Origin of the sequence: Pseudomonas sp. GL-RE-29, from assembly GCF_019947275.1 — a bacterium.
In the GTDB taxonomy this organism is placed as follows: Bacteria; Pseudomonadota; Gammaproteobacteria; order Pseudomonadales; family Pseudomonadaceae; genus Aquipseudomonas; species Aquipseudomonas fluorescens_A.
Map to the genome: position 1 here is coordinate 24,377 of NZ_JAGYGD010000031.1, position 21,569 is coordinate 45,945.

Annotated in this window: 21 protein-coding genes and 1 pseudogene; 15 read left to right on the forward strand and 7 right to left on the reverse strand. The window is 57.1% G+C overall.

All coding sequences use genetic code 11. From position 1 onward, the window contains the following. Positions 1 to 648, reverse strand: a complete 648-nt coding sequence (locus tag KGB21_RS22335; protein WP_223506748.1) for a glycosyltransferase — start codon at positions 646 to 648, stop codon at positions 1 to 3. 213 nt (positions 649 to 861) lie between these two features. Between KGB21_RS22335 and KGB21_RS22340 the strand changes: the two genes are divergently transcribed. From KGB21_RS22340 to KGB21_RS22375, 8 genes are all read left to right on the forward strand, one after another. Next, the gene (locus KGB21_RS22340) at positions 862 to 2,103 is read left to right on the forward strand and encodes a zinc-dependent alcohol dehydrogenase (protein WP_034150295.1); all 1,242 of its coding nucleotides are present in this window, start codon (positions 862 to 864) and stop codon (positions 2,101 to 2,103) included. A 22-nt stretch (positions 2,104 to 2,125) separates the two neighbouring features. Beyond that, positions 2,126 to 2,866: a DUF72 domain-containing protein gene (locus KGB21_RS22345; protein ID WP_411741408.1), complete on the forward strand. Its 741-nt coding sequence runs from the start codon at positions 2,126 to 2,128 to the stop codon at positions 2,864 to 2,866. Between the two features lie 151 nt (positions 2,867 to 3,017). Further along, positions 3,018 to 3,671: a hypothetical protein gene (locus tag KGB21_RS22350; RefSeq protein WP_034150294.1), complete on the forward strand. Its 654-nt coding sequence runs from the start codon at positions 3,018 to 3,020 to the stop codon at positions 3,669 to 3,671. Then, positions 3,668 to 4,099 (forward strand): phage holin family protein, encoded by a 432-nt coding sequence (locus KGB21_RS22355; protein WP_052321285.1) that lies wholly within the window; start codon positions 3,668 to 3,670, stop codon positions 4,097 to 4,099. The genes KGB21_RS22350 and KGB21_RS22355 overlap by 4 nt, the downstream gene beginning before the upstream one ends. Next, positions 4,096 to 4,920, forward strand: a complete 825-nt coding sequence (locus tag KGB21_RS22360; RefSeq protein WP_034150293.1) for a DUF3618 domain-containing protein — start codon at positions 4,096 to 4,098, stop codon at positions 4,918 to 4,920. The genes KGB21_RS22355 and KGB21_RS22360 overlap by 4 nt, the downstream gene beginning before the upstream one ends. 370 nt (positions 4,921 to 5,290) lie before the next feature. Then, a complete protein-coding gene (locus KGB21_RS22365; RefSeq protein WP_034150292.1) occupies positions 5,291 to 6,175 on the forward strand; it encodes a manganese catalase family protein in 885 nt (294 codons plus the stop codon). Positions 6,176 to 6,226: 51 nt separating this feature from the next. Continuing rightward, positions 6,227 to 7,156 (forward strand): ZIP family metal transporter, encoded by a 930-nt coding sequence (locus tag KGB21_RS22370; RefSeq protein ID WP_223506750.1) that lies wholly within the window; start codon positions 6,227 to 6,229, stop codon positions 7,154 to 7,156. A gap of 97 nt (positions 7,157 to 7,253) precedes the next feature. Beyond that, the gene (locus KGB21_RS22375; protein ID WP_034150290.1) at positions 7,254 to 7,502 is read left to right on the forward strand and encodes a hypothetical protein; all 249 of its coding nucleotides are present in this window, start codon (positions 7,254 to 7,256) and stop codon (positions 7,500 to 7,502) included. Between the two features lie 138 nt (positions 7,503 to 7,640). Here KGB21_RS22375 and KGB21_RS22380 read toward each other — a convergent pair whose 3' ends face one another. Both KGB21_RS22380 and KGB21_RS22385 read right to left on the reverse strand, forming a co-directional pair. Further along, the gene (locus tag KGB21_RS22380) at positions 7,641 to 7,946 is read right to left on the reverse strand and encodes a hypothetical protein (RefSeq protein WP_034150289.1); all 306 of its coding nucleotides are present in this window, start codon (positions 7,944 to 7,946) and stop codon (positions 7,641 to 7,643) included. A gap of 187 nt (positions 7,947 to 8,133) precedes the next feature. Continuing rightward, positions 8,134 to 8,376: a hypothetical protein gene (locus KGB21_RS22385; protein WP_034150288.1), complete on the reverse strand. Its 243-nt coding sequence runs from the start codon at positions 8,374 to 8,376 to the stop codon at positions 8,134 to 8,136. A 167-nt stretch (positions 8,377 to 8,543) separates the two neighbouring features. Here KGB21_RS22385 and KGB21_RS22390 point away from each other — a divergent pair, with 167 nt between their 5' ends. Beyond that, the gene (locus tag KGB21_RS22390) at positions 8,544 to 9,488 is read left to right on the forward strand and encodes a methyltransferase (protein WP_223506751.1); all 945 of its coding nucleotides are present in this window, start codon (positions 8,544 to 8,546) and stop codon (positions 9,486 to 9,488) included. 13 nt (positions 9,489 to 9,501) lie between these two features. After that, a complete protein-coding gene (locus tag KGB21_RS22395; protein WP_223506752.1) occupies positions 9,502 to 10,623 on the forward strand; it encodes a carboxylate-amine ligase in 1,122 nt (373 codons plus the stop codon). Positions 10,624 to 10,777: 154 nt separating this feature from the next. Here the strand turns inward: KGB21_RS22395 and KGB21_RS22400 are convergent. Beyond that, a pseudogene (locus tag KGB21_RS22400) lies at positions 10,778 to 10,942 on the reverse strand (peroxidase); the annotation flags it as partial. 456 nt (positions 10,943 to 11,398) lie between these two features. Here KGB21_RS22400 and KGB21_RS22405 point away from each other — a divergent pair. The 5 genes from KGB21_RS22405 (at position 11,399) to KGB21_RS22425 (ending at position 16,257) form a co-directional block, all read left to right on the forward strand. After that, a complete protein-coding gene (locus tag KGB21_RS22405) occupies positions 11,399 to 11,881 on the forward strand; it encodes a VPLPA-CTERM sorting domain-containing protein (RefSeq protein ID WP_223506753.1) in 483 nt (160 codons plus the stop codon). A 284-nt stretch (positions 11,882 to 12,165) separates the two neighbouring features. After that, positions 12,166 to 12,723 (forward strand): polysaccharide biosynthesis/export family protein, encoded by a 558-nt coding sequence (locus KGB21_RS22410; protein ID WP_223506754.1) that lies wholly within the window; start codon positions 12,166 to 12,168, stop codon positions 12,721 to 12,723. A 20-nt stretch (positions 12,724 to 12,743) separates the two neighbouring features. Beyond that, on the forward strand, positions 12,744 to 13,859 hold the full coding sequence (locus tag KGB21_RS22415; protein WP_223506773.1) for a hypothetical protein: 1,116 nt from the start codon (positions 12,744 to 12,746) through the stop codon (positions 13,857 to 13,859). A gap of 20 nt (positions 13,860 to 13,879) precedes the next feature. Then, on the forward strand, positions 13,880 to 15,442 hold the full coding sequence (locus KGB21_RS22420; RefSeq protein WP_223506755.1) for a GumC family protein: 1,563 nt from the start codon (positions 13,880 to 13,882) through the stop codon (positions 15,440 to 15,442). 11 nt (positions 15,443 to 15,453) lie between these two features. After that, complete coding sequence (locus KGB21_RS22425; protein WP_034150282.1) at positions 15,454 to 16,257, forward strand: CpsD/CapB family tyrosine-protein kinase; 804 nt, start codon at positions 15,454 to 15,456, stop codon at positions 16,255 to 16,257. 43 nt (positions 16,258 to 16,300) lie between these two features. Here the strand turns inward: KGB21_RS22425 and galE are convergent, their stop codons facing one another. From galE to KGB21_RS22440, 3 genes are read right to left on the reverse strand one after another with little or no spacing between them, the layout of a single operon-like run. Next, positions 16,301 to 17,278: a UDP-glucose 4-epimerase GalE gene (gene galE / locus KGB21_RS22430; RefSeq protein WP_223506756.1), complete on the reverse strand. Its 978-nt coding sequence runs from the start codon at positions 17,276 to 17,278 to the stop codon at positions 16,301 to 16,303. Between the two features lie 51 nt (positions 17,279 to 17,329). Continuing rightward, complete coding sequence (locus KGB21_RS22435) at positions 17,330 to 19,951, reverse strand: cellulase family glycosylhydrolase (RefSeq protein ID WP_223506757.1); 2,622 nt, start codon at positions 19,949 to 19,951, stop codon at positions 17,330 to 17,332. A 5-nt stretch (positions 19,952 to 19,956) separates the two neighbouring features. Then, positions 19,957 to 21,483, reverse strand: a complete 1,527-nt coding sequence (locus KGB21_RS22440) for an O-antigen ligase family protein (RefSeq protein WP_223506758.1) — start codon at positions 21,481 to 21,483, stop codon at positions 19,957 to 19,959. Between the last annotated feature and the right edge of the window lie 86 nt (positions 21,484 to 21,569).

Genomic DNA, 21,569 nt, shown 5'->3' on the forward strand with positions numbered 1-21,569 from the left:
CTAAGCCAACGACTTCAGGTAATCGCCGAAGCCTTCCCGACACCGGCAGTTCTTGCGAGCGCTGGTGGTAACCCGGTTGGTCGCCGTCCACAAGATGCTCGCGCCGCTGCGTTCCAGATCGGCGACCAGTTGCACGTCTTCATGGGCGGGCAAAGCCTGGAATCCACCAGCCTTGCGATAGGCCGCCGAAGAGACGCCCAGGTTCGCCCCATGGATATGCCGGTGGCCATCCACGGCGTGGTAATGGGCGTGATATCGCTCGCGCACCCCGGTTGGATGTTCGGACCAATCGTTGACGTCGACCAACCCGCAGACCGCATCGACATTGAACCTGATCTGCTCGGCCAGCCAGGAATCGGGCACCACTGTGTCGGCATCGGTGAACGCCAGCCACCGTGCGTCTTTCGCCAGCAGGTGCTCGGCACCGTGCGCCCGGGCTTTGCCGACGTTGCGGTGGGTGCAGGAGATGGTCATCACGTCGTAGGTGCGTGCGATGTCCAGCGAGGTGTCAATGCAGTCATCCAGAACAATGAGGATTTTTACCTCTTCGTTGTCCAGGCCTTGATGAAAAGAAGCCGCCAGCAATGACTCGATGCAGTGTTCCAAATGCTGTTCTTCGTTGTGCACCGGGACAATGACTCCAATCATCTGCAAATCTCCAGGGTGCATGGCACCGATAGCATGGCTTTCCGATGTCGACCCGATTGCCTGGAAATTGGTTGCAAGTATTTATCCTCGACCGAAGAAACCAGGCCTTCCAACCATTGATCGGCTACCCGCAATGAAAAAAGGAACCGCTGTTCTGCGCCCACACCCTTAACTCATACGGAGTCCGTCCGATCAGGCTGAGGAGTGACGTTCATGCGAGCAATGACCTACCACGGTGCCCACAAGGTAAAAGTCGAAACCGTACCCGATCCGATCATCGAGCAGCCTGACGACATCATCCTGCGCGTCACTGCTACCGCGATTTGCGGATCAGACCTGCACCTGTACCGCGGCAAAATTCCCACCGTGGAGCACGGCGATATCTTCGGCCATGAGTTCATGGGGATTGTCGAAGACACTGGTCGCGCGGTGACGAAAGTGCAGCGCGGCGATCGCGTGGTCATTCCGTTCGTGATTGCCTGCGGCGACTGCTTCTTCTGCCAACAGCAACTGTACGCCGCGTGCGAAACCACCAATGACGGGCGCGGCGCCAATCTCAACAAAAAATCCATCCCGCCGGGCGCTGCGTTGTTTGGCTACAGCCGTCTGTATGGCGGAATTCCCGGTGGGCAGGCTGAATTAGTGCGTGTACCAAAAGCCAACACCGGACCGTTCAAAGTGCCGGGCACCCTGGCGGACGAGAAGGTGTTGTTTCTGTCCGATATCTTGCCCACGGCCTGGCAAGCGGTGATCAACGCCGAAATCGGCAAAGGTTCCAGCGTCGCGATTTATGGTGCAGGTCCCGTGGGTTTGTTGAGCGCTGCGTGCGCCAGAATGTTGGGCGCGGAACAGATTTTCATGGTCGATCACCACGCTTATCGCCTGGCTTACGCGCAGAAAACCTATGGTGTCACCCCAATCAACTTCGATGACGACGATGATCCGGCTGACACGATCATTCGCCAGACTGCGGGCATGCGCGGCGTGGACGCGGTGATCGATGCCGTGGGGTTCGAGGCCAAGGGCAGTACCACGGAAACGGTGCTCGCCACCTTGAAGCTCGAAGGCAGCAGCGGCAAGGCGTTGCGTCAGTGCATCGCTGCGGTACGAAGAGGCGGGGTGGTGAGCGTACCCGGCGTGTATGCGGGCTTCATCCATGGTTTCCTGTTCGGCGATGCCTTCGACAAGGGGCTGACGTTCAAGATGGGTCAGACCCACGTGCAACGTTTTCTGCCTGAACTGCTGGAGCACATCGAACTCGGTCATTTGAACCCGGAGGCGATCATCACTCACCGTATGTCCCTGGAGCAGGCGTCCGAAGCCTACGAGATCTTCGACAAGCGCCTGCAAGATTGCCGCAAGGTGATTCTGGTGCCGGGTGCGCCTGTCGAGCCGCTGGCGGAACCCGTGGAAGACATCCCGGTGTTTGCCGATCGAGGGGTGACCACGGTGTAGAGGCGATCAGGCGTTGAACAGTCTGCCGATTGTCATCGGGTGTGCCGGCTGGAATTTAAGTCGCGAGCATGCGCCTGCCTTTGCGGCAGAAGGTACGCACTTGCAACGCTATGCCTCGCGATTGAGTGGCGTCGAAATCAATAGCTCGTTCTATCGTCCGCACCGTCGGCAAACCTACGAACGATGGGCGGCTTCGGTGCCGGACGGGTTTCGCTTCAGCGTCAAAGTGCCGAAGTTGATGACCCATGAGCAGCGCCTGCAAAACTGTGAGCTGGCGCTGGATGAATTTCTGTCTCAATGCTCAGGCTTGGAGGATCGCCTCGGCTGCTTGCTGGTGCAGCTTGCGCCGTCACTGGCGTTTGATGACTCAGTTGCCGAGGCATTTTTCAATGCTCTGAGAGAGCGTTTTTTCGGGGATGTCGTGTTGGAACCCCGACATGAATCCTGGACCGAGGCTGAGGCGATGCTGGTTAACTATCGCATCGCCCAGGCAGCGGTCGATCCATCGCGCATCAGCACGGACTCCAGTCCGCGAGGATGGTCGGGTGTGAAGTATTGGCGGCTGCATGGCTCGCCACGCATTTACTTCAGCCGCTATGAATTGCACTACCTGGAAACGCTGGCGATTGAACTTCAAGAAGCCGTAGCCGCCGGTCAGACAACCTGGTGCATTTTCGACAACACCGCCAGCGGCGCAGCATTGGGCAACGCCCTCACGCTGATGGCGATGCGGGCACAACGTTCAATCGAAGTGACGACCTAAACGCCAGATCACATCCGCTGCCGCGACTTTTCCAGTCGATCATCATTCCATTGGAACTCCCGTTAACCGCGCTCCGTCATCTGTTTTAAGGGAGGCTGCGGCATTTCGTGGCGAGCCCTTTTCCCTTTTCATCTAGAAATCGAGGGGCGTCATGAATACTTCAGATACCAGCGCTGAAAACCGGCCCGAGCAGCAGGGGGCAGAAAAACCTGAACCAGACTTTCAACATTTAAAGGAGGACGTCACCGAGGCGCTCGGCGGTGCGAGGCAACAGGCCGATGCGCAGTTCGGGCAATACCGCGACACCGCGGCAGACCAGATAGAGGCATTGGCCAAGGGAGCAAAATCAGTCGTGTCCGAACTGGAAAGCAGCGACACGCTGGGCATGTCTGACTATCTCTCCGACATCGCCGAATCCATGAGCAGCCTGGCCGGCAACCTGCGCGGAAAAAGCGCCGAACAGTTGCTGCACGACGGCGCCGACCTGGCCCGCAACAACCCGGCACTGTTCATCGCCGGCAGCATTGCGCTGGGCTTTGGCTTGTCGCGTTTTCTCAAGGCCGGCACGTCCTCCGCGTCGGCATTCAGCGCTGAGCGAGACCCGGCAGCCGGAACCTCTATGCCTCCCGCCGGCGGGTTCGGTGCGCAACGCCCCTATGAAAGCTCCGTCCCGTCACGTAGTGATTCGAGCCCCGGCTTGGCCACTGGCATCACGCCGGCTTCGCCAAATGAACATGACCATCCTTCGGACTTCGCAACCGCTGCAACACCGGGTTCGACTATCGCCAATGGAGAACTGAGATGAACAGAGAAAATCCGGATCTGCCGGGCTCAAGGCCAATGGCCGTGCCTGAACAAGACGCTTCCGTGGTTGGCTTGCTGCGGCAATTGTCCCGTGAAGTACCCGCGCTGTTCACCAAGGAACTGGCGCTGGCCAAGGCCGAATTGCAGGAAAGCCTCACGACGCTTAAAGCCGGGATTGCCGGTGTTGCGGGTGGTGCCATTGTGCTGCTGGCAGGGTTCATCATCTTGCTGATGTCCGCCGTCTATGCCCTCAGCATGGTGATGGTGCCGTGGCTGGCAGCGCTGATTGTCGGCGTGGTGGTGATGATTATTGGATTCGCCATGCTGCAGTCGGGGAAAAAGCAATTCGAGCCATCCCACTTCAAGCCTGATCGCACGCTGGACGCCTTGAACAAAGACCAGGAAGCGCTGCGGAGGAAAGTCTCATGAACGGTGAATTCGACCTCGAGTCGCAAAAAAGCCCCGAAGCCATCGAACGGGAAATCGATGCGCAGCGGGCCAGCATCGGCAACATTGTCGACGCGCTGGAAAGTAAATTCACACCGGGTCAAATGTTCGATCAAGCGCTGGGAATGATGCAGAGCAATGGCACGGCATTCCTCGGCAACCTAGGCACCAGCGTGCGCAACAATCCGGTTCCGGCGGTGCTGACGTCGGTTGGATTGCTGTGGTTGATCATGAGCCAGAACCGTCCGCCAGTGCCGCGTCCAGGCTATCGCGTGGGACCGGATCAGAGCACGCTTGGCGAGTGGACCGACGGCATGGCGGAGGGCATCGACAGTGCGCGCGAACGCGTGCACCAAACGGCCGATTCCCTGAAAGAAGGTTTTCACTCGGTCAAGGATAAAGCGGCGTCGGTCGGTGACAGCTTCAGTGCAGCAACGGACTCCATCAGCCACACCGTGCACGACGCTGGTGACCGGTTGATGCGCAGCACGCAGGTGATGAGTACGCAATTCAGCCAGTTGCTCAAGGACCAACCGCTGATGGTGGCAGCCGCTGGTATCGCCCTCGGTGCCATGCTCGGAGCCGCATTGCCTTCCACTGCGGCTGAACAACGCTACATGGGCAAGACCAGCGCGAGTCTCACCGACAAGGTCAAACAGCAAGCGCGGGAAGGCTTTGAAACGGTGCGCGATACGGTGACCCGGACTACCGATCATACGGATGTCGAAGAGGGCCAGAGTACTGCGCAACCTACAACAGCCTCTGCTCCAGCTGACCTGTCGCGTGGGTTGGGCACAACGTAAAAAAGTGCCGGGTAAATCGGGAGGCCGTTAAGCGGCCTCCCTTTTTTTGGATCTCCTGTAGGAGCCGGCTTGCTGGCGATCAATCTCAAACGCGCCGCATATCGCCCGTTCATACGCATCATCGTTATCGATCATCGCCAGCAAGCCGGCTCCTACAGAGATCGGCCAGCGTACAAAGTTTTATTGCTTTGAAAACCGACCGACGGCTGGTGGCAAAACACCCCGATTTACACCGCTAAACACCGCCTGTCGCGAGCCCCCAATCTTTATAAAATTATTCCAGGGGCATCACCTTCAGATGACTGTGGGTGCCGCATTCGGTGAATCACCGGATGAGTATCGGCGCCTGTAAGGCCTGAGGAGAATCGTCATGTTCCTGCATAACAAACGACTTCAATACACCGTGCGTGTTGCCCAACCCAATCCGGGTCTGGCTAACCTTTTACTTGAGCAGTTTGGTGGGGCTCAAGGTGAACTGGCCGCCGCGTCCAGGTACTTCACTCAAGCTTTGGCAGAGGATGATCCGGGAAGAAAAGACCTGCTGATGGACATCGCGACCGAGGAGCTCAGTCACCTCGAGATCGTCGGCTCAATCATCGTGATGCTGAACAAAGGCGCCAAGGGCCGAATGGCAGAAGGCGTGGAAGAGGAGGGTGAGCTGTACCGCGCAATCAACGGCGCCGGCAACGATTCACACATCACCAGTCTGTTGTACGGCGCCGGTGCGCCACTGACCAACTCGGCTGGCGTGCCGTGGTCTGCCGCTTACGTCGATACCATCGGCGAGCCGACCGCCGACTTTCGATCCAATATCGCGGCAGAGGCGCGGGCAAAAATCGTTTACGAACGACTGATGAATGTCACCGATGATCCCGGCGTCAAAGAGGCCCTGGGATTTCTCATGACCCGGGAGATCGCGCATCAGCTGTCGTTCGAGAAAGCCTTGCACGCGATCCAGCCGAACTTTCCCCAAGGCAAACTCCCCGGCATGCCGGAGTTCACCAACGTCTACTTCAACTTGTCCCAGGGTGAAGGCAGTACACGCGGGCCATGGAACGAGGGTGAGGATTGGGACTACGTGGAAAACCCCATGCCGGCCGTCGATGGCGGTGACGGCACGGCGACCGTGCAACTAAGTGCGGAGGAAGAAACGTTGCTGCTGAACATGATGGTCCGCACCGCTTCGGACACCGAAAGCGATCCAGTCACTGGAGCGGACTTGGGGGCGGGCGCACAAGGAAAAGATGCGGCCTGATGAGGCTCACCGCACGCCACCCGGCGTGCGGTTTTCTATGCAGGTGTTGTCATGCCCGAACAATCTTCGCCCGTGAGGGCACCCTGGCATGCCGGGTTCGACCTTCGAAAAAGCAGCTTCTGGCTCAGTGTGTTTTTCTGGTCAACCCTCGTGGGCGTCACGGTGCTTTTGCTGGTCAGTGGCTACAGCGCATTTACCGGAGCCAACAGGGTCAACCTGAGCTATGCGTTACTGGGCGGCCTGTCGGGCTTCGCAGCGACGGCGGCCGGCGCCGTTGTCGCGCTGGTCTTGCGCAACATCTCGGCACGTACCCAGGACGTCATGCTGGGGTTCGCAGCCGGCATGATGCTCGCCGCCAGTTCGTTTTCTCTGATCCTGCCCGGTATCGCGGCGGCACAGGCGATTTGCAGCAACAAGCTGTTGGCCGCCGGCGTTGTCGTGCTGGGGTTGGGGCTGGGCGTGGCGCTGATGGTCGGGCTTGATCGCTTTGTTCCCCATGAACATCAACGCATTGGGCGTAAGGGTGTGGAAGCTCAGCGGATCAATCGAATCTGGTTGTTCGTCCTGGCGATCACCTTGCACAACTTGCCCGAAGGCATGGCGATCGGCGTCAGCTTTGCAACCGGTGATATGAAGGTCGGCCTGCCGCTGACAACCGCGATTGCCATTCAGGACATTCCCGAAGGACTCGCTGTTGCACTGGCGCTGCGGGTGACGGGTATCTCCGTCCTGCGCGCTGCGTTGATTGCCGTAGGGTCCGGATTGATGGAGCCCTTAGGGGCTGTTGTCGGCCTCGGCATTTCCACCAGCTTCGCTTTGGGTTATCCGGTCGCCCTGGGACTTGCTGCTGGTGCGATGATTTTTGTGGTGTCCCATGAAGTCATCCCCGAGACCCATCGCAATGGCCACGAAACGCCGGCAAAGCTGGGACTGATGCTGGGTTTTGGGGTGATGATGTTTCTCGATACCGCACTGGGTTAGCGACGGTCCATTGCGAATTCGTGCCTCTGGTCGGCCCTCATGAACCTGAGTCCGAATCGCCTGATCCACTCAGAAATACTCACGGATTCATGCCGCCATGAACGCTTTCAAGAACCTGCTGACAGCCGCTCAAGAACGCAGACTACGTGCCCTGGATTCGTGGCATTGTGCACTCGAGAACTGTTCGCTGCGCATGGACTGCCCGGATGCCTATCACGATGAGCTGCTTCGATTGGCCGATGAGATGGATCGTCTAGGTATCGTGGACTGGCAGGAGTGGCGGGACCTGCGTGTGGAGGCGGATCAGGCTTACCTGCGTGCAGTGGCGGGGGCGGATTATCACTGAACGCACGCCGTACTTTTGGAGAGGGAGCTTGCTCCCGCAGGTCCGCGAAGCGACCCCCAAAAAAGAAGGGGCCTGCTTCGCAGTCCAGCGGGAGCAAGCTCCCTCGCCACAGATTTACGATTGTGTGGTGATTATCTTTCAGCTGCCGGAGCCGCCGCCTTTACCTTCACCGCCCCCTTTCGAGCCGCCAGCGGGGGAAGGACCATTGTCTGTGGTGCCTGCGTCGGCCCCGTTGGACATGGAGCCGGTTTTACCATCAATCCCTTTGGTCGAAGTACCGCCATCAGTTCCGGTGCCGACGCTGTTCGATTCATTGCCTTGAGGTTGCGCAGTGCCCGGTGGAAGGGCGGATCCTTCCGTGGTTTTCTCTGCGGCCAAAGCGTAAAGCGAACCGGTGGACAGAAGGCCAGCGAACGCCAGCGCTACAATTTTTTTGTTGATCATTTGAGTCTTCCTAGCGAGTGGATGTACGACATTGGAAGAGTCAAGGAAGACGAAGGTGCGACGCAGCGGACGAGTGGCTGTGGCGAGGGAGCTTGCTCCTGCTGGGTTGCGAAGCGACCCCCAAAAACAGAGACCTGCCTCGCAGTCCAGCGGGAGCAAGCTCCCTCGCCACAAGTTTGCATTTGTCTCAAGATTTTCTTAAGTCAGCATTCTTGCGAAACCCGCGCAGGTTCATCGCAAACAGACAGAATTGCAAAACGATCAGCGCGTACGCCTGACTGTGAAAGCCCCACAGCACCCACAGAATATTGCTGACGATAAAACAAATGAAGCCACTCACCCGACTTTGCGGGCGGCACGAACCGATTAGCCAGGCGGCCAGAACGGTCACGAGCATGGCGGGCCATTGCAGCCAGTTCAAATAATCCATCAACGTCGCTTCCACCGCTTTCTATAGTGAGTGACGCCGCGCAAGCGGTCGAGTTCCAGTGCTGCGTGGGAAGACTCGTCCCGATGGCTTGCATATCTAAATGGAATTTTCCGCGAGCGCTTTACTCATTTGTGGATGGAGCAAGCCATTTGAGTGAGGAGCGCCCAATGTCAGAACAACAAATTGCCGATCGTGCCTTACTGGAATTGGGCAAGCGTCTGATTGCCGAGGATTATCGTTTCGTCACTCCGACGCCTTTGACGCACGAGAGAATCTATAAGCGCGCTGCTGGGTCCTTGGCCAAGGATCTGCGCGATGTCTTCGGTTGGTCGCTGCCGTTCGACCACACGCTTTTCCCACGGGAGGAGCTTGCAACGCTGGAGCAGGCGGGTATCGTCGAGAGGCATGGCTCGCTGTGGCGCAGCACGGTGCGCTGGTCGAGCCTCGATGGTTTGTTGTTCGCGCACTCGGTGTATCCGACCACGCAAACCGACTCGGTATTTTTCGGGCCTGACAGCTACCGCTTTGCATTACTGATCGAAGCTCATTTGCAGCAGCACTTCGAGCCGTTGCGGCGAGTGCTGGACATTGGCTGCGGTGCTGGCGTCGGGGCGCTGATCGTCGCCCGCGCCCGACATGACGCGCAAGTGCTGGCAGTGGATATCAACCCGCGAGCCCTGCGATTGACGGCGGTCAATGCCGAGCTGGCCGGGGTCAACAATCTCAGTGTTTACCACAGCGATTTGCTGGGCAGCGTCGACGGCCTGTTCGACCTGATCATAGCCAACCCTCCTTATATGAATGACAGCCAGCACCGTGCCTATCGCGATGGAGGAGGGGCGCTGGGTGAAGCCTTGTCGCTGCGAATCGTTCGTGAAGCGTTACCGCGTTTGCAACAGAACGGAAGTCTGGTGTTGTACACGGGCGTTGCGATGGTGGCCGGCGACGACCCGTTTCTCGAATCCGTCCGGCCCATGCTGGCCAGCGATGCCTTTACCTGGACTTACCGTGAGCTCGATCCCGATGTGTTTGGCGAGGAACTGCTCAAGCCCGGTTACGAACAGGCGGAACGCATAGCGGTCGTGGCACTTACCGTGACCCGCAGGCCATGACAGGAGCGTCGCGATGGAATCGACTCCCCGATTCGGCATTGAGGAAGAGTATTTCCTCACGGACCTGACAACCCGGCAGATGATCGCTGAACCGAGCGTTGATCTGTTGGAGGAGTGTCACGAGGCGGTCGGGCCGGGGTTCGCCTATGAAATGTTCAAGGGACAAGTCGAAGTGGCGTCACCGATATTCGTGACGGCAGAGCAGGCGTCGGACTTTCTTCGCGACGTGCGTTCGCGGTTGAACCAAGCGCTGGCGCGGCACGGATTGGGCCTACTCTGCGCGGGTACGCATCCGCTGGCTCGCTGGCGTGATCAACGTGCGACACGGGGGCCGCACTTTGATCAGCTATTTCAAGAGTATCAATCGGTGGCGCAGCGCAGTGTACTCAGTGGGCTGCATGTGCACGTCGAGATTCCTGAAGGCATCGATCGTGTCGCGGTCATGAATGAAGTGGTGCCCTGGTTGCCGCTGTTACTCCTGCTCAGTTGTTCCTCTCCTTACTGGCAGGGCGCCGACAGCGGGTTCATGAGTTATCGACAGGTTGTCTGCGATGGCTGGCCGCGGATGGGAGTCCCCGAATACTTTAAGGATGAGTGCGAGTATCAGCAGTATCTGGCGCTGCTACGGCGCATGGGGGCGATTGAAAGTGGCGGCAATGGTTGGTGGGGTATTCGTCCTGCAACGCGTTACCCGACTCTGGAACTGCGCATCACTGACGCCTGCCCGCGCGTGGGCGACGCGGTACTGCTGGCGACCTTGTTCAGGGTGATGGTGGCATTCGCCATTTCAAGCGCCAACCCCGGCGCCCGCTATGACACGACAGCCCGCTGGTTGCTCAAGGAAAACCATTGGCAGGCCAAACGCTACGGCCTGGCGGGACGTTTTATGACCGATGGTCAAGGCGAAGTGATCGACGCTGGTCAATGGCTGGCACAGGCTCGGTCGAGATTCGCGAGCACCGCAGAGCGGATGGGCGCGGCCTGGGTTTTTGATCAGGCTCAGGCGCTGCTGTTGGCTGGCAACAGTGCCAGCCGTCAGCGAGCGTGTTATGAGCAGACAAGGCCTTCAGAAACGGACCCGCACCGACGGATCCAGCAAGTGGTCGACCATCTGCTGCAAGAGAGTCGGGGCTGATGCCGATCGCCATTCAGGTAAAAAAACGATATAGGCAAAGTAAGCCACTGCCACGGCGAGACCAAACGCCTACAACGCCTTTGCCGCGCTGTGGTACGCAGGCAAGGCTTCGCTAGGTTGCTGCGTCACGATGGAGAGGGCGATTCACGTCATGGGTCCGCGTGAGAGCGGCGACGTCAGCACACCACGCCCGCGCTTTTCTGGCAGGCTCACTTCCGGGCATCAAAGTTGCAACGATAAAAATGGCGCTGCTGGTGATGGCGTTACAGATGGATTGCGGTTCAGGGGAGGCGTTACCGATTGGCGTAGACGTGGTCATAGATAGCACCCCTTGGCAGTGAAACAGATAGGAAAACCTTAGCAGAGCGCGGCTTTTCAACGGCAAACAGGGCAAGCGTCATTTTTATGAATGAAATCGCTTTTGATTGGCAAATAGATTTAGGCGCTGGAAAACCGTCAGTCAAATTTCACTCATCAAATACGCGCTATAAACCAGCTCGTTGTGGAGGGCAGAAAACCCATTGAGATCACAATAAACCCATGCCTTCTAATGGGATAACGCTCAATCCTGATGCTGTTTCACTGTTGGGAAGAGCGGATCCAAGATCAGCGTGCTGTGCCGATATTTTGACGTCATCTGGTCGGTTTTTTTATTTTTATCAATTATGGTGACGAGCTATTGACGTAATGGCTATGTGCTTATACGCTGAATTTAACCCGATAGATATTCCTCCATTCCCCGAAATAATTACCCTGTATGCAGGGAGGCGATGAAATGCGTCCGACACTTTTCATTAAATTCGTATTGTTTTCGACGCTTCTCAATGGTGCAGCGGTCTTTAGTGCGCAAGCGACCAGTTTCACCAATGAATTTAATAATATGAACATCGCCTGTGCAGATCTGGTGACCGAAACCGGCCTGGATCTGGAGGGGCCGGCAACTGGCGAGCTTTCTACTTTTGAAAGCAGCCTGGGGGTGCCTTCGTTGGTCAGCAACAGCGCTCAACTTGCGCAGTTCAGCAGCGTCATCTATCGCTCGGAATCGGGGAAAGGCAATGCCGTCAATTCTTCTTCGTGTGACGGTTTAATGGCGGCGACTTCCAGCGAACAGTTGAAAGATGTGCAAGCTATCGATCCAACTGCCACCGCTGATTCGTTTGCCAGTCCATCGAATGCGGTACCGCTTCCCGCGGCAGCCTGGTTATTTTCTTCTGCACTGTTTGGATTTATCGTCGTTGCCAATCGGCGGAAAGTGTAATCGGGGCGATCGGTTAGTTGAATGGAAGTCTAAGTGTTTGGTGTGAGTAATTTGACGTTTTGAATCCGTCGTTAGTTTGTTGATTGCAAGTTTCTGTTGAATAACATTATTTCGTTATCTGAATTTTTGTTCGGGTAGCGCGGTGTCAGGTGACTAAGAGCAGTCGCCAGATAAGCCGGAGACGATTGGCGTTCGATCGATCTTTGACGTGAATTGGGAGAGAGTGAAATGGCCCGGTTTTTGTGTGAAACTCGTAGTAAGGCTATTTAAGCGGAGGGATCCCAATGAAGCGTTTCTTGTTACCTGCGCTCTGCGCGCTGGCTTTGCTGCCCAGCATTTCCAATGCCGATGAATCAGACCCGGCTTACCGGCTTAACCCGGGTGATGCCCTTTCTGTTTCAGTTTGGGGTGAAGACAAGCTGAAACAGGACGTGCGCGTACTTCCCGACGGCACCATCACCTTCCCTCTGGCAGGTAAAGTTGATGTCGCAGGACTAGATGCAAGTGCTGTCGAAAAGAAAGTCGCTTCCAAGCTTGAAAAATTCATTCCGGATCCGAATGTCAGCGTTGTAGTCACTGGCACTGAAGGCAATCGCGTCTATGTGCAGGGCAAGGTACTCAAGCCTGGTAGTGTGCAATTGTCAGGTCAAACTGACGTACTTCAAGTCGTGAGTATGGCGGGTGGACTGGACAAATTTGCGGACACAAAAGGTATCAAGGTCGTGCGTCGTAATGGGGCGAAACAAGAGGTATTGCGGGTTCGCTACAACGACTTGATTTCTGGGGACGACATGTCCACCAACTACGTACTCAAAGCCGGCGATACGTTGGTCGTACCTTGATCTTGCGCAACGTAATCCACTTGCCATTGCTGCATAGAGTCGGGATCGCCACTGCGATCCTGACTTTGCCGCATTCGGGTGTGGCCTACGCGGCCACCTGGCAATCAGCCGTCGCGCTGCCCATGACTGTCGAGCACGACACCAACCCATTGCTCAATCCGGGCAATCAGAAAGCTGTGACTCGAACCATCATCGCCCCCGATGTCACTCTCCTGGGTACTTCCGGTGCGGACGAGTTTCGGTTCGGCCTCGGCGTCAACGTGGAGCGTTCGTCCGATCCTGATATCGTTCTGGATCGTGAAGACCCCAGGGTCCTGTTGGGTTGGCAGCGCGAAACCGAAAAGGGTGCCTTTGGGCTCGCAGCGAAATACGTCGAGACCTCTACGCTCTCCACCACGGTTCTGGATACCGGTGTCGTTGCCCCCGATGGCACGCAAAAACTCTATTCGCTGGCCGGTAACTGGAAGACTGCGCTCACTGAGCGAAGCACCCTGGCTAACGACACCGAATACGCAAGCGTCAATTACGATATCGACACGCTGACCAGCTACGACGAACTGGCGACGCGCTTCACCTGGAGCTATGCGTGGAGCGAGCGTACCGAGTTGTTCACGCGATTTGGCGTGAGGCACTATGAGCCGGAGTCGGACGCGGTGGTGGAGTCCTCCGACAGCTATACCCCCACCGTCGGGGTGAACTACCAGTTCTCCGAGCGGTTCAAGGGGTCGCTGTATGCCGGTGTCAATAAAGTGTCTGGCACGGGCGACGGTCCTACGGGTCAAGGCGGCGTTACGCTGCAATATACCGGTGAGCGTGTCGAGACGAGCTTCGACGCCAGTCGTGGCACTGTCGCCAGCGGTGATGGTGGCTTCAACGAAGTGGATGACGTAAGAGGTGTCTGGAGTTATTCCATCGACGAACTCAGTCGCACCGGTTTCGATGCTTCATGGCAGGACAGTAAGGGGCAAATACCGAATACCCTGCGCCAGTACGGTGTCTGGGCCAGTCGGGAACTCTCGCCTTTTTGGGTAGCGCGCCTATCCTTTACGTACAAAGAACGCCAGCAAGATGGCTTGCAAGATGCCAACGCCAACATCATCGGGATGACGTTGACCTATAGTCATCCTGACTTCTGAAATTCAGCTGCGTGAGAAATATGACCTCTGAATACGAAATGTCGCTCAACGACTACATCGCTGTAATCAAGCACCACGCCCTGCTGTTAATCGTCAGTTGCGCGGTAATCCTCGGTGTGTCTGTGGCGGTGGCGATCTCTATCCCGCCTATCTATCAGTCATCCGGTACCATTTTGGTGGAGTCTCAGCAGATTTCACCGGATCTGGTTGCCGCCAATAACAATTCCTTCGCCGATGAGCGCATCGAGGTCATTCGCCAGCGCGTAATGACCCGTGAGCATCTGGAAGGAATCATCAACAAATACAATCTTTTTTCGAAGCAAAGCCGGCAGCTGACCCTGTCCGAGAAGATTGACGAGATGCGCAATGCGATTTCAGTCTCCTTGGTCAGTGCTGACGTCAAAGGCCGCGGAGAAGTGACTATTGCGTTCCGTCTTGCGTTTGAGCACCGTGAGCCTGAGGTTGCGAATGAGGTTGCCAAAGAACTGGTAACCCTGTTTCTGGATGAAAACATCAAGCAACGCACCGAGCGTGCCAGTGAAACGACAGAGTTCCTGACACAGGAAGCGGACAAGCTCAGGATTGAACTGCAAGCCCTGGAAAACCAGTTGGCAGACTTCAAGCAGGCTCACAGCAACGCGCTGCCTGAGCATCAGGAATTGCGCATGAACATGCTGACGCGCGCTGAATCCGAGCTCAAGGAAGTCGACCGTGACGTCAAGGCTGCCCGTGAGGAATTGCGCTTCAATGAGCTGGAACTGTCCGCAGCAGTTGCCGGGGTCGCGACCAAACCCGGGGTCACCGCGGCAACGGACAAGCCACAGGACCTGGGCAGCCTCAAGGCGGAGTACGCCAGATTGCTGACGGTGTATACCGACGCTCACCCCGATGTGCGTGCCGTCAAACGCAAAATCGCTGCGCTCGAGGCCAAGGGAACCGGTTCATCCAGTGCAGCCCCTGCGGTCAGTCTCGACGTCGCCAAGGCTCAGGCCCGGATCGCCGCCGCAGAAACACGCATCAAGTCGCTGGCCGATCAAAAGAAGGAACTCCTCGGCAAGATCAGCGACTACGAGGCACAAATTGTTGAGACGCCACAAGTCGAGCGCGGCCTGGTTACGCTGATGCGTGACCATGACAACGCCCGTAAAAAGTATGAGGAAATTCGCACCAAGGAAATGAGTGCGAAAATTTCCGAAAGCCTGGAACAGGAAAACAAAGCGGAACGTTTTGTTTTGCTGGAGGCGCCACTTATGCCCGAAAAGCCTGTAAGGCCGAACCGCAAGAAAGTGGTTGCCCTGGGCTTTGTTCTCGCCCCGGTCGGCGCGGGTGCACTGGTGATGCTGCTGGAAATGCTGAATCAGCGTGTGCGTGGTGTCGAGGCGCTGTCGAGTGTGGTGGGCCGGCGCGTATTGGTCGCTATTCCCTACATTCCAACCAAGGCGGAAATGGCACTTCGCAAGAAGTGGCGAAAGCTTATGATCCTCTGTGGTGTCGCGATAGTCGTGGCCCTTCTGGTGCTCCTGCACTTCTTCTACATGCCATTGGATCTTCTGCTGTTTAAAGCTCTGGCACGGTTTGCATAAGGAGTTTGACCGTGAAAATTATCAAACCAGCAAGTGATAACGCCGACCAGCACGCTTCGTCAGCGCTCGTCACCACGCATCAGCCTACGCCGGCAGAGCAAGCTGCGACGCTGAATGCACTCAGCTATGTGCAAACCAAGGTTGTGCCTTTGCGGGCAGAGCACCTGGAGCGGCATCGCATTGTGTCGTTCAACAAAAATTCGAACATGGGTTGGGCGTTCGATTTGCTGCGTACACAGGTTCTTAAAGTCATGGAAGAGAATGGCTGGCGCACGCTGGCTATCACTTCGCCGACGCCGGATGCGGGCAAGACGGTGTTAGCGATCAACCTGGCAATGAGCATCGCGCATCACACGACCAAGACAGCGTTGCTGGTGGATTTCGATTTGCGTCGTCCGAAGGTAGGTGCCTACCTGGACCTGCCGATGGATAAATCGCTCAACGAATACCTGGCCGATGAAGCTGAACTCCAGGAAGTGCTGGTCAATCCGACGTTGCCGCGCTTTGTCGTGCTGCCGACGCGTGAGCCGATTCCTCTCTCTACCGAGGTGCTGTCATCGCCCGCGGTGAGCCATTTGATTTCGGATCTGCGTGAACGCTACGACTCGCGCATCGTGATTTTCGACTTGCCGCCATTGCTCAGTTCAGACGATGTGCTGACGGTCTTGCCGAAGTTCGACTGCGTCCTGCTGGTGGTTGGTAATGGCATGAACAGCAAGCGAGAGATCGAGGACAGTCTGCATCACTTGGGATCTGCCAATCTGATCGGAACCGTGCTGAACAAAGCCGAGCCTGAAAAGCGCTCGTACTCTTGATAGTCGGCGCTACTCGCTAGCGCCGATGTTCAATACCCGGTACTCAGTGCCACGGATACTTCTGTTCCCAGCTCCAGGCGTGCGCCACGATCTGTTCCAGTGACGAAAATTGCGGTTGCCAACCCAGTAGATCGCTGGCTCTTCGTGGGTCGGCGACCAGGCGTGGTGGATCGCCGGCGCGGCGTGGCGCTTCGCCGACGGATATCTCCCTGCCAGTCACGCCTCGCGCGGTGTCAATCACTTGCTGCACCGAGAAACCTTGGCCGTTGCCGAGGTTGAAAGCCGTGCTTGTGCCGCCTGCCAATAGATAGTCCAAGGCAAGCGCGTGAGCAGCGACGAGATCGGCCACGTGGACGTAATCTCGAATGCACGTGCCGTCAGGCGTGTCGTAGTCACGGCCGAAAACGGTGACGCTGGCGCGTCTTCCGGAAGCCGCTTGCAGAATCAGTGGCAGCAGGTGGGTTTCCGGTTCATGGCGTTCGCCCAGCTGGCCTTCTGGATCTGCTCCGGCAGCATTGAAGTAGCGCAGGCACACCGATTTCAACCCGTAGGCGCGGTCGAAATCCTCAAGCATCTGCTCAACCATCCACTTGCTGCGACCGTAGGGGTTGATCGCGGCCTTGGGGTGCTGCTCGTCGATAGGGATGTATTCCGGGTCGCCATAAACAGCAGCGGTCGAGGAAAAGATGAAATGCTTTATCTGCGCACGAACCATCGCTTGCAGCAGCGTCAGTGTCGCGGCCAGGTTGTTTTGGTAATACTTGGCTGGCTCGGTAACGGATTCGCCAACCTGGATGAATGACGCGAAGTGGAACACCGCATCAAAGCGGTGCTGTGCAAACAAAGCGTCCAGCGCTTGCCCGTCGGCGATGTCCATCTCGACCAACTTTGCGCCCATCAATGCACTGCGGTGGCCCGTGGAAAAGTTGTCTGCCACCACCACGTCGTGATCTGCGCGCAGCAAGTGCTTGACCATGTGTGAGCCGATGTAGCCCGCGCCGCCAACAACCAAAAATTTCATCCTGATATCTTCTCCTGTGAGCTGTTGCCGTTTAAGCGCGGATCGGGATGGCTATTGGGTGACCGGCGCGCTTTTCTTCAAGAACAACCAATTGGCCGACTGCCGGCCGTCGAACTTGATGGTATAGCGTCCATCAAGATAGGTGGCAGGCACCTTCTTCATTTGCGCCAGTGTGCCATGGGTGAACAGCGTCAAGCCTGGCGGTGCCTGGAGGGTCAGGGTGCCTTCCAGAGGCTCGACATGGAAAGGTGGCCTGTCATCATCGCCGGGGATGGCGCGAGTGCCCAACGAAATCAACAAATCCTGGGATTTGCCAACCGGTGCGTCGTCCAGGCTTTGCACCACCACGCTGGCATTCGCGGTTTTCACTTGAACCTGGATGTTGCCAAGGCTGATCGACTCGCCGCCGATCCAGCCGGTTACGGCCTGCGTGCGTGGCGTGTCGACGGTGTAAATGCCTTGTTTCCAGTTGCGTTTCAGCTCGCCCGTGTCTGTCGTGGACTCGCTGGCATTGGCGTCCAGCAGCGACTGGTTGGGGTCATGAAACACTTTTGCATCGCCCGGGATAACGCCCGGCTGCAACCACGGTAATTCCGGCGTCTGGGGCATAGCGATTTCCAGCCTGCCTTTTTCCATGGCCGTGCGCAGCAGCGCAGAATTGGCCGGTGTGATGGATTGATCGAACAGGGTGGCTGGCGTCGGTGCAAAGATATAGGTCGTGTTGGCTTCGCGAACATCGCCCCGGCGATAAAGAAGCGCGGCGGCGGGCAGGGTGGCCAGCAATGCCGGGTCGTTATAGGCGTGCCAGTTGCCAGCCGTCATCCAGTCGCCGGACAACGGCTCCTGGCTGTACGCATATTGAATCAATGTATCCCAGCCCTGATGACTGGCGGTGCCGGCCATATACAGGGGCAGCGAGTGGCGATCGGAGGTCGGGAAGGGCTCGTTGTTCCACTCGGTGACGGTCAGCGGCTTGCCCGTGACCTGCCCGGCGGCTATCCAGTTGATCAAGCCGTCGCTGGTGAGCGGGTTTTTTTCCAGCTGCCCCGCGCCACCGTAGCTATGGACGTCAATGACATCGCCAGCGGTCAGGGCCGGCAGCGAACTCATTCCTTCGCGGCCCCAACTGCTGGTTGTCGCGATAGGTACCTTCACGCCCAGCTTGCGCATGTGCTCGATCATGTCTGCGTTGAAGCGTCGCTCCAGGTCGTTAAGGAACAACTTGGAGGGTCCATGCTCCCAGGAACGCCAGGTTTGTCCCGAGGACAGGTTGTGCTGTCTGGCGAAGGATTCGGCTTCGGCCATGTAAAGCTTGTTGTGCTTTGGCACATCCTTGTCTGGCAAAAGGATGTTGCCGAAGTGATGGGTGATGTCGTTTTCGTTAGTGATCAGAACGGCGGCCACCGCTGGATCGTCTTTGTAGGCGAGGCCGGTATAAGGGTTTACATGGGTCAGATAGGCTTCGGTAAAGCGTTTCATCGCCTGTTGAATAGTGAGGTTTACATAGGCGTAGCCCTTCAGGTCAGCATTGCCTTGCTGGTTTTTTGGCATCTCGTCGAAGCCATAAATGTTGTCGCTCTTCGTCAGGGTTCGTTCGACGTGCATATCGAGCCACACATAGATGCCTTCATCTTTCAGGCACTTGATCCACCAGTCGATTTTTTTCAGCGACTCGGCGCTTAGACGCTGAGTGTCACGCAGGTTGTCGGCATCGCCAAAGATGTTCGGGCTGACCCACGGCGAGTCATGGTGGTGCAGTCGTACCAGATTGAAACCGAGCGCCGACAAACGTTTGGCCTGCTGCTTGATATCAGCGTCAGGTGTGCGAAACAGTGCATAGGACGTTACGTTGGTGCCCCAGAAACGTGCCGGGGTGTTGTCCGCAAACAGCAGTTGCTCACCGGATGCTTTGACGAAACCACGCTTGCCGGCGGGTTTTTCGTTGGCGTTGAGAAAGGACAAATCGACCGGGGAGGTTCTGAAGTCGAGCTTGTCGCTCGGCCAGCTCTTCGGGTCCGCCGTTCCGAAACGCTCGGTCGAGGTAGGGCCGAGTACCACGTCGCCAGATACGCTTAACGTGGCCTTGAAGTTTTGGCGACCGGGTTTGATCGTGTCTTTGTAGAAAAAAGCACGGACTTCGGATTTATCACCCGGCTCGAAATACACACTCGCCAGCGCCGGCTCAAAACGCATTTCGATGCGTCGCCCCTGTGCGGTGCCCCAGGACCAGCCGCTGTTGCCGGGTAGCAACGTTGGCTGGCCCATTTCGCCAGCGAACAGCGCAGGATCGAACGTGAAGACGATGCCTCCGCCCATCACGTTGGTCTTAACGCTGTGTGCATCCAGAGCAAAGGTCCAGCTCAGCGTCTTCTCATCTGCTTTCTGAGCCTGTGCCGCCAGGTCGAAATCCAGGTCTTTGTTCTGACCAACCAGCGAGTAGTTGTAGGGGCTGTTCACCTTGAACTGGGTCGGGAACCCCGTCCATTCCCAGTTGCTCCCCCAGAAGGTAAATATGGAAGCCATCGCAGGGCTGCCACCGCGCTCCACCATAGGCAGGCCGCTGCGCTCATCCACGCGGACGACCCATTCCGATGCCCAAGTGCCAAACGGCCAGCTAACAACAGACAAAAGAACCATAAGCTGCAAACAGGTGCGGCGAAAAAAAATGGGCATTGGCATTACCGGAGTTGAAGGTTGGTACTCACAGGGACTGCAGTAGAGGCGCGCACGAGTCTGCGCGCCATCTGTGCGTAGGCGACGCCGAGTCCGGCCACCGACCAATACACCACAGGTATGACCGAGATACTGCTGACGGTAACGATCGTCACTAATATCCCGGCCAGTGTTGCAAAGAGCGCTCGTCCGAGTCGCCGGGCCTCATCGTCCTTGTTGGGGAACGAACGCATCGCCTTGCGGATGCCGACGACGACAGTGGCGAAAAACAGCACGAAAATCGTCAATCCGATCAGGCCGAGCTCCAGCGCCACGCCAATATAGGTGTTTACGATATCGATGATGCCCTGTCCTTGAGTCAGGGACTGCATTTCTGGCGTACTGCGATAATCGAAAGAGCCCAGCCAAGGGTTGCGTTCAATAACGATCATGGCGTTATCGAACAAGCGCTGCCGGTAGGTGATGTTCTCGACTTCCACGGAGCCAATGAATGGCAGCAGATCGAGGACCTTTTGACCGCCAGGCAGAATGGCCAGAAGGGGCAGGGCGAGTATTCCCGCGAGTCCCATAAGTATCAGGCGTTTGGCCGCTTGACGTCCGGTGGCAATGAACACGGTGATCATGGCCAATGCACCGATCCAGGGACCGCGCGAAAGCGGCGCAAACAGGCCGCCGGCCAGCAAGAGGGCGCCGAGCAGTCGCTGTAATCGGCTGCGTACACTTTCCTGTAGAAACAGGTAAAAACCGATGGCTACTGTAATGGTGTATCCCAGTGCAATGGCCTGCCCGGTAGTGGCGCTGGCACGCAACGAACCGCCGCGGCTCAAGTAGCCGGAAATTTCCCATTGCATGCCCAGCGTGTCGATAAGCGCGGAGTACAGCAGCCAGCTCCGGGAAAATTCGACCAGCGCAATCATCGACAGCACCATGGCGGCGAGTACAAAGCCGAGCAGGGCGTCCCGGAAATCGCTGAGGTCCTTCAGGGTCCGGCTGGCAACGTAGTACGGCAAGAACACGTCGATGAACAGGTAGGCCGTTTGGCGAAGGGTATCGGTCACCGTGGTTTCACGCAGGAACAACAGGCTCGTGAGTACCAGATACAGTGCCAGCAGTTTGTCAGGCCAGATGCGCCCGAATGAGACTGTGCCGGCTCGCTTGCGAACCACCAGAAAAACCGGCAACAACACGCACAATGACAAGAGGCGAACATGGTTCAGGTCAAAAAAATAATTGATCACACCGAAACCGGGGATCTGTACCGAGGTCGGCGGGATGAGAAACAGCAGAAAGAAAAAAAGCGCCAGTGGGTTGCGTTCCCGTCGTCGTGCAATGGTCAAAATGATTGCGGTAACGCCTGCATACACCCAGAAACTGTGCGAGACAAAGGCCAATAACGTCAATGCGAACCAAAGATTGCGGCGGCGAGTGAAGTCGTTTTGTGGGATCAAGTCAGCTGCCGGTCGGCGAGCCAACGCAAAAACGATGCCTGCTAGAACCAGAATGACGATTAACGCGCGAAAGTGCTCAGGCATGGATTATTGAACTTTTTTGGTGGGTGAGCGATGGGTAGTGGAATGTCTGATTGCTACTATAGTAACTTGCGTGCCACTGAGTACGG